This is a genomic window from Synechococcus sp. RC10B2 (genome assembly GCF_047502635.1).
Genome location: NZ_JANSHO010000043.1, coordinates 1 through 7,832, shown reverse-complemented (window position 1 = coordinate 7,832; position 7,832 = coordinate 1). Strand labels below are relative to the sequence as shown.

Genomic DNA, 7,832 nt, shown 5'->3' with positions numbered 1-7,832 from the left:
CTTGCCCAATGGCCTCTGTGTTCTGGGCGGTGGCTGCAAAAAGACGCTCGATGGCTTCTGTATTCCGGGCAGTGGCCTGGGCATTGGCCAGCGTCTGCTGGGCCAAGACCTCCAAGATAGCCTCCACCCGCTCCAACCGCTCCGACATGGGGTTTCTCGGCAGCTTAGGATCCCATTCTATTAGCACCCCCGCCAGCTTGGTACTGCCGCGGCAAACCATTGTACGTAGCAGCGAGCCCAGGACTGGAAAAAAAGGGAGAGACCCAGGCCTCTCCCTTAGCTGAGCTAACACAAAGATAAGATCACCTACTAATTTGTGACTGGTGTAGTGGAAGAACCAAAGGTATTGCCACTACCAGTAGCGTATTGGTTAATCAAGGTAATGGGAGCACCATTAGACTTGATACCTATTGCATCACTGATGGTGAGCTGGAACTGGTTGTTAGCAATTTGCTGCGGAGTTGCACCAAGACCAGGAGGACCAGCAATTTCAACAACGGGCTCGCCGCTTACGTTGTAACCCTTGAAAATGTTCCCTGTCAAGATTATCGAGCCACTGGTGGCGGTACTGTTCACGGCGCGACTGGAAGTAGCAGTAGTGTTATTCAAGTCAATGGTGCTGTTCTGGACGACCAGGGCACCACCCCCATGATTGACAACAGTCACTGCGTCAGTAGAATTGGCTGTTATCCGCTTAAGGTCGCTGCCTATGATGGTAACGCCGTTAGTACCGGCATCTACAACCTTTAGACTGGCTGCAGTGGTATCGAAGTTAACTTTACTGTTAATAATCTGAGCACCCGCAGCGGTAGCCTCAATGCATTTGCCACCAGTGTCAATTTTACAACTGAAAGTCACACCATCAAGCGTTCCAGCCAATTCGATAATGGCTGTTGTTGCTGCACTCGCATTCGCTACAACTGTGGAGTTCTTGAGGGTTCCTTTTCCTTTAACAATAAGCAGGTCATTAGTATTGGAAAGATTAAGTGTGATGGTCGAATCTGTAACAGTAGCTCCATCAGCTACCGTTACCTGCTCAGCGCCACCACCGTCTTTAACGATCAGCTTGCTCGCATTGCCTTTAATGGTTAAGTTGTTGCCATTGAGGTTAATCTTGATGTCGTTCACCGTGACTGCTGAGCCGAAGGTAAGGGCTCCTCCTAGGTCCACCTTTGCCAACCCATTGGCTGCGGCTGGCTCCGGTTGAATTGTGATTGTCCCGTTGTTGACAGCATTAAAGACTCCCGACAGGGTCTCAGCACCACCACCAACAACTTTGAGGATAACTGGCAGGTTTGGCGTAGCCTGCTGCAAGATATTGGCAGTCGTGAAGGCAGTTGCAAATTTGGCAGGCGTAAGGGGACTGGATCCATCTCCTGTTCCATTCGGCAGCACAAAGATAGTCTTGGGAGCCACGGGTGGTCCTGCCGTAATGGTGGCCTTCACCGTCTTGCTGGCGATAGTAGCCGGGTAGTTGGTGGCCGTCGTGGTAGCAGCTCGCTCAATAGTGATGGTGGACTCACCAACACCCACCCCTGTTACGGTTATCACCTGAGGCGCCGTGTTCCCCTCGGGGAAGGTCAGAGTTGGCAGGTTAACCGTCGCCACCGTTGGCTTGTTGGATACCACACTGACCACTAGGTTGCCATTGAGCGGGGGCTGCGTAGGGGCTACTGAGAAGGTTACCGTCGAGCCCACCTGGGTAGAAACCTCTGTTGGCTCAACCACCAGTCCTGCCGCCACTGGGGGCTCCACCTTCACCGGCACGGTGACCGGCGGCACTCCCGCGTAGTTGGTGGCTTCATTGGCACCCGCAACTGTAACTACAATGCTGGCCGTGCCAGTAGCCACACCTGAAACAGTTACCTGCTGAGCACCGGTGCTGCCCACCGGGAAGGTCAAGGTAGAAGAGCCGGCAATGGAGGCGATGGTGGAATCCGTGCTCACCACGCTCAGCACCAGCTTGCCACCCGCTGGGGCTACATTGGGCTTGATGTTCAAGGTAGCCTTAGAAAGAGCCGGAAGGGTTAAGCTGCTGGGAGTAACTACAATAGAAGGAGTAGGCGTCGGAGTTGGAGTGGGGGTCGGGGTCGGTGTTGGTGGAGTCTTGAAGAAGGTATCCAACTGAGTTTGAGTAACGCTTACCCCCGGAATCTTCAGGGTGCCGGATACAAAAGCGTTGACCTTGGCCGCGTCTACACCCACAGTGGACACGGCAAACAAAATGGCGGCATCCTCGCAGTTGACAACTCCGTTGCCGTTGAAGTCGGAGATGGCCGGCTTGAGAGGGTCACCTAGCCCGGTGACATCGCTGGCCGTAATCGGCCCGGCTTTCAGGGTGGTGTTGACGAAGCTGACGATCTTGGCAGCGTCGCCGGTGTTGAGGGTGCAGGCGGCAAAAAGCACTGCCGCATCCTTGATGGTGACTGAGGTCTTTACCCCGTCGTAGTAGAAGGAGAGGCCCTCGGCAACGGGAGCAGCGGTTTCGGGAACTTGAGCCGAGATGGTGGAAGGAACCTGCGTAACGGTAGGCGTGTCGGCAGAGCAAGCGGCTACCACCCCGGTTAGAGAAGAAGCCAGCGCCAAGGAAGCCAGCGTGGAACGCAAGCTGTGCTTGAGGTTGCGGTTAGACATCATCAATCTCCAAGAAGAAAGGCTCTACAACTGGTTGAAGCCTTGGCAAGCGCAGCTCAACTCACTACAGGGAAACCCACAAAGGCCTAGCTGCTAGTAGTATACCCATGCAGAAGCCAAAAAGTACAACAGGGAAACCAATCGAACGAAGAGATGCGCAAGCCAGGCGAGCTGGAGAAAGCGACCTGCCACCACCAAGCAACTCCGTCAGCCCAATAGCAGCAGGCCGCCGTTGCCAGACTAGACAAGAGCTAGTTCACGGTAATGGCAGGCCCGAAGTTGAAGTAGGTGGTGCTGCCAGGGTTAGTGGTGTTGTCAAAGGTGCTAATGGTAGTACCGCCAACCGTAATCGGCCTAGGTGAAGGAATGGCGGGAGTCACCCGGATCTGGCCGCCAAAGGGGATGGTGAATGGGCCTGGGAAGGTAGCCTCATTTCCAGATACGGAGGTGGAAGTGGTGATGACCGGAGCACCGCCTGGCCCCGTCACCGTCACCGTCGCGCCGGCAGGCAGGCCTGGGATAGTGATCGTCACACCGGCAGGCGGAGGCGTAGGCGTGGGAGTAGGCGTTGCCGGTGGCGCACCGCCGGGCTGGAACTGCAGACTGGCCCCTGGGCCGAAGCCCACTGCCGAGCAGAGGGCATCCGACGCCACGCCAAAGACAGTAGAGGTGAAAGGAGCTGATGGCGTGCTATCCAAGAAGTTCAGAAGGTTGCCCGAGGCTCCCGCCAAGCTTTCTTGGCGACCGCACACGGCAAAGCCAGGGATGGGCGTGGGCGTGATGGTGTTGTTGAAGAAGGCCTTGAGAATGGTGCCTTCTCCGCCCAGGGCCCCCGCCGCGGTTGGCGTGAGGTCAACGTCGGGACGAGCGTAGACAGCCAGAGTGCCCTGCGGCGGCAGGTTGAAGGTGTTGCCCGTCACCGAAGCTGTGGCAAAAGGAGCCAGAGTTCCCGGTGCCTGAGTCTGCCGATCCACAATGGCCGCAATGAAGGTCGGGCTGCCGATGGAAGGCTCAAAGCGGTTCTCGCGAATGGTTACCGTGTTGGGCTCAGCCGACACCACATGCACGCCGGCAACTGTGAAGCCACGCAACAGGTTCTTGTAAACCTCCGCCTGCGAGAAGTCGCAGACTTGCACAGAGACGTAGGGATCTGACTGAGTGGGCCGCGTGAAGTCGTTGAAGGAGACTTTTACGTTGCGGGTGGTGAGGTTGGCTAGGTCACACTCGCCAATGGCTACTTGGTAAGGTGCAGCCGGCCCAGCAGCGTCCGGATCTGGGGAAATGCCAGTAATCCGGAAGCCGTTGCCCTCCGTTCCGCCCAACGTGGCATCAGCGGCCAGGATCTTGACCGAACGCACCGTGCTCGTGCCGTCAATGGAGTTCAAGGTCAAGCCGGGCCTGTCGGCAGGCAGAAGAATCTCGCCCTCAGCCACAAAGTCTCCAGGACCAGCCGTTACCGTTGGGTTGGGACCGGCCACTTCGGCAATCGCGCGGGTGATGGAGAGGTAAACGTTGCTGGTGTTGCTGTTAAACACCAAGCCCGTGTTTCTAGCAACGATGTCACGGCGCTCCGCGGCATTCAGCCCACTACCCCGCTCGTCGCGGATGGCATAGACGTTGGCCGTCGCAGTTCTGATGGCGTTGCCGGCAAAGGTCACCAAGCTCAGCCCTGTAACGGCAGGCTCAATGAAAATAGCCGCCGAGCCCGCACCCACGTCCTGGGGCACAAAGTTAATCAACTGGGTTGTGACCCCATCAGGAGCAGCCGTGTAGCCCAAGAAGATGTTGTTGGTCTCCACCCGCAGGTTGATGCCTGCGTTGTCGCCGGCAATGCGAATACCCGCTGAGTTAGCTGCGCCAGCCACAAAGAGGTTGGAGCGGGTTACTGTCAGGTTCTTAGAGGTGACGCCAGCAGCAGCTGAGCCAAAGCCAATGGCTACCCCACGGGAAGCTCGAGGGGCTCCTGTGGGGAAGAGAACGATGTCAACGCCCGTAACAGTAACTTCTGTGGCCCCCTCAGCGTTAATGCCGTACTCAATCGGTTCCAGGGAGCGGGTGTTGAGAATGCTGAAGTTCTCCAGAACAACGCCACTGGCATTGCTAGTGACCTGAACAGGAGCGCCGCTCTCTGCACCCACCACAATAGCATCGCCCACCAAGCCAGTGGCACCGCGCACCCTAACGTTGCTGCGGTCGATCACGATGTTCTGGCGATAGACGCCTGGCTCCAGGACAAGCGTGAGAGGCTGGGTGCGATCAGAAGTGGCGATAATCCGGTTAATGTCGGTTTCGGGCGTAACTCTAACTGTTCCTGCTGGCGGGGTTGGCGTGGGAGTCGGCGTAGGAGTTGGTGCTGGGGGAGGCGGGGGCGGCGGTGGCGGAGGCACCGGCACAGTTGGGCTAGTACTGCTTTCACCGCAGCCCGTTAGAATCACGGGCAAGAGCACCACGGCAGACGCCAAGGTCAGAGAACCAAGTGACTTCAGCAGCCACCTCTGCATTGTTCCGTTCATTTTTCTCCTCTTAACCAAAAAAGTAGGGTTCGGCTGAACACTTCCCTTACCTTACCCGATCACCTGACCTGAAGCAACTCAAGGCCTCAGGCTCGACGGTCGGGTGGGAGACGCATACACGCCTGTTCGGCGCTTGCTCTAGCTACTCCGTAAATCATACCGTCAGATCTGCCCAACTTGGCAAGTCTTGCCCTTTTTTTCTGGGATCCCTGAGGGCCTGGCCAAGGCCGAGCCCTGCCCCCACAGAGTGGCCCTGCCGAAGGAAGGCTCTGGAGGGGCGGGTGATCCCTTTGTAAAAAATCCGAAGATCTGCCTACTTCCTTACCAAATAGTGCTTGATCCGGGGCAGAAGGGTGGCAGGATGAGGAGTGGATGTTTTTTCTGGAGATCCAACCAGGATGGCTGTCTACAAAGTTCGGTTGATCAACGAAGAGCGGGGCTTGGACGTCACCATCGATGTGCCGGACGACGAGTACATTTTGGATGTGGCGGAGGAGCAAGGGATCGACCTGCCCTACTCCTGCCGCGCCGGAGCCTGCTCGACCTGTGCTGGCAAGCTGGTGAGCGGCACGGTGGATCAAAGCGATCAATCCTTCCTGGATGACGATCAGATCGAGCAGGGCTATGTGCTGACTTGCGTGGCCTACCCCACCTCCGACTGCACCATCATCACCCACCAAGAAGAAGCGCTGTACTGAGCCCTCACCTCCGATCCCTCACCCCTGGCCCCTCTCCCATAGGGAGAGGGGTTTTTGTTTTGGGTGGTTCTTTCCGGCAGCCTCAAGCGCTGTGCGCCGCCGGCGGCCCTCACCCCCAGCCCCTCTCCCAGCCCAAGCGCTCCGCGCCGCTAACGCGACCACCCCCAGCCCCTCTCCCTGAGGGAGAGGGGAGTAGGATTTTTTTATCCTCTGTAGAACTTTTTGACGATGACCCCAGAACAAGAAGAGTGGTTAATCCGAGCTGTCCAGGAGCTGCAGGCTGCCCAAAAAGAGCTGCAAGCTGCCCAGCAGGAGCTGCGCCTTGTCCAGCAAAACCAGGAGGTTTTGATTCGAGAGCTGCAAGCGGGCCAGCAAAATCAACAGGTTCTGATTCAGGAAGTGCGCGAGGGGCAGGCGATGCTGGCGCAGTTTTTCCGCGAGGCGCTAGATCGCTTTGACGAGCGCACCCGCGCTATTGAACGCCGCACCGAAGCCCTGGAACGGCGCACAGAAGCCTTGGAACGGCGCACGGAAGCCCTAGAGCGCCGCACTGATGAGATGGCAGCGGAGATGAGGGATCTGCGCCGCGATTTTTTGGAACGGCGGTAGCAGCCTCAAGTGCTCCGCGCCGGCCCTCACCCCCAGCCCCTCTCCCTGAGGGAGAGGGGGGTTAGGATGGCAGCAGAGCAGCCTTTGGAGGTGGCTGTGGCTTTGACGATCGGATCCGTTTCTGCTTCTGGATCGACAACGGCTCGCCTGAGTTTGGCAGAGTACCTCAAGTATTCCGATGGCGGCGATACCCGCTATGAGTTGGTGGCGGGGGAGTTGGTGCCCATGGCCCTTCCAACCGGACGGCATGTCCAGATCCAAAAGTTTCTCAGCCAGGTTTTTGAGGCGGAGATCGCCAGACGGCAGTTGCCTTGGACAACAATCCAGGGCGGCCTGGGGATCCAGTCGCCGCGGGGCAACCGCTGGGAAACGGTGCGGATCCCGGATGTGGTGGTGCTGCCTTTGGAGCAGTGGCAGGAGATGGGATCCCGAGAGGCTTTGATTCGCTTGGAGGATCCGCCGCCGCTATTGGTGGTGGAGGTGGTGAGCGAATCCAGCCGGGCGGCGGACTACCGGGCCAAACGGGCGGAATACTGCGTTTTGGGCATCGGCGAGTATTGGATTGTGGATCCTTTGGAAGAGAAGGTGAGCCTGCTGCTGTTGCACGAGGGCTGGTACGACCTGCTGGAGCTGAAGGGATCCGAGGGGGTACCTTCGCAGGTTTTTGTGGGGCTAGAGTTGCAGGTGGGGGAGATCTTGGCTGCCGATTCAGGTTATCCTGGTAGAGCTACGGGGAGTTAGCTCAGTTGGTAGAGCGCTGCGATCGCACCGCAGAGGTCAGGGATTCGAGTTCCCTACTCTCCATTGAGGTTTTGGATTTGGATCCCTTGCCCCCGATCCCTCTCCCAGGAGGAGAGAAGAGTTAGTGGTGGTAGGATTTCCTTAATTCTGTAGTGTTTCAGTAACCATGACGCCCGAGCAAGAACAGTGGCTGATTCAAGCCATCCAAGAGTTGCAAGCCTCCCAAAGAGAGTTGCAAGCCTCCCAAAGAGAGCTGCAAGCCTCCCAAAAAGAATTGCAAGCTGCCCAGCAGGAGCTGCGTCTTGTCCAGCAAAACCAGCAGGTTTTGATTCAAGAGCTGCGGGAGGGACAGGCGATGCTGGCGCAGTTCTTTCGCGAGTCAATGGATCGGTTTGACGAGCGTACTCGGGCCATCGAACGCCGCACAGAAGCACTGGAACGGCGCACTGACGAGATGGCCCGAGAGATGCGGGAGATGCGGCAAGAGATTCGGGATCTGCGCCGCGACTTTTTGGAACGGCGGTAGCTTGGGCCCAAGCGCTCCGCGTTGCTAGTGTAACCATCCCCGGATCCTTCTCCCAGGAGGAGCATGACTCTAGTCAATAATAAGCTCAACTATACTGAAAATAATGTATAA

At 57.5% G+C, this 7,832-nt stretch carries 6 protein-coding genes and 1 tRNA gene; 5 read left to right on the top strand and 2 right to left on the bottom strand.

What is annotated here, in order from left to right; all coding sequences use genetic code 11:
• Positions 1-309: 309 nt before the first annotated feature.
• Together NW855_RS05175 and NW855_RS05170 are read right to left on the bottom strand one after the other, a co-directional pair.
• On the bottom strand, positions 310-2,634 hold the full coding sequence (locus NW855_RS05175; protein WP_414508502.1) for a beta strand repeat-containing protein: 2,325 nt from the start codon (positions 2,632-2,634) through the stop codon (positions 310-312).
• Between the two features lie 251 nt (positions 2,635-2,885).
• Positions 2,886-5,147, bottom strand: a complete 2,262-nt coding sequence (locus NW855_RS05170; protein ID WP_414508501.1) for a hypothetical protein — start codon at positions 5,145-5,147, stop codon at positions 2,886-2,888.
• A gap of 398 nt (positions 5,148-5,545) precedes the next feature.
• Between NW855_RS05170 and NW855_RS05165 the strand changes: the two genes are divergently transcribed.
• From NW855_RS05165 to NW855_RS05145, 5 genes are all read left to right on the top strand, one after another.
• Positions 5,546-5,845 (top strand): ferredoxin, encoded by a 300-nt coding sequence (locus tag NW855_RS05165; protein ID WP_011430272.1) that lies wholly within the window; start codon positions 5,546-5,548, stop codon positions 5,843-5,845.
• A 228-nt stretch (positions 5,846-6,073) separates the two neighbouring features.
• Positions 6,074-6,454, top strand: a complete 381-nt coding sequence (locus NW855_RS05160) for a hypothetical protein (protein ID WP_011430270.1) — start codon at positions 6,074-6,076, stop codon at positions 6,452-6,454.
• A gap of 66 nt (positions 6,455-6,520) precedes the next feature.
• Positions 6,521-7,195: a Uma2 family endonuclease gene (locus NW855_RS05155; RefSeq protein WP_011430269.1), complete on the top strand. Its 675-nt coding sequence runs from the start codon at positions 6,521-6,523 to the stop codon at positions 7,193-7,195.
• Positions 7,186-7,258, top strand: a tRNA-Ala gene (locus NW855_RS05150). The genes NW855_RS05155 and NW855_RS05150 overlap by 10 nt, the downstream gene beginning before the upstream one ends.
• 103 nt (positions 7,259-7,361) lie before the next feature.
• A complete protein-coding gene (locus NW855_RS05145; protein WP_414508500.1) occupies positions 7,362-7,721 on the top strand; it encodes a hypothetical protein in 360 nt (119 codons plus the stop codon).
• Positions 7,722-7,832 lie beyond the last annotated feature (111 nt).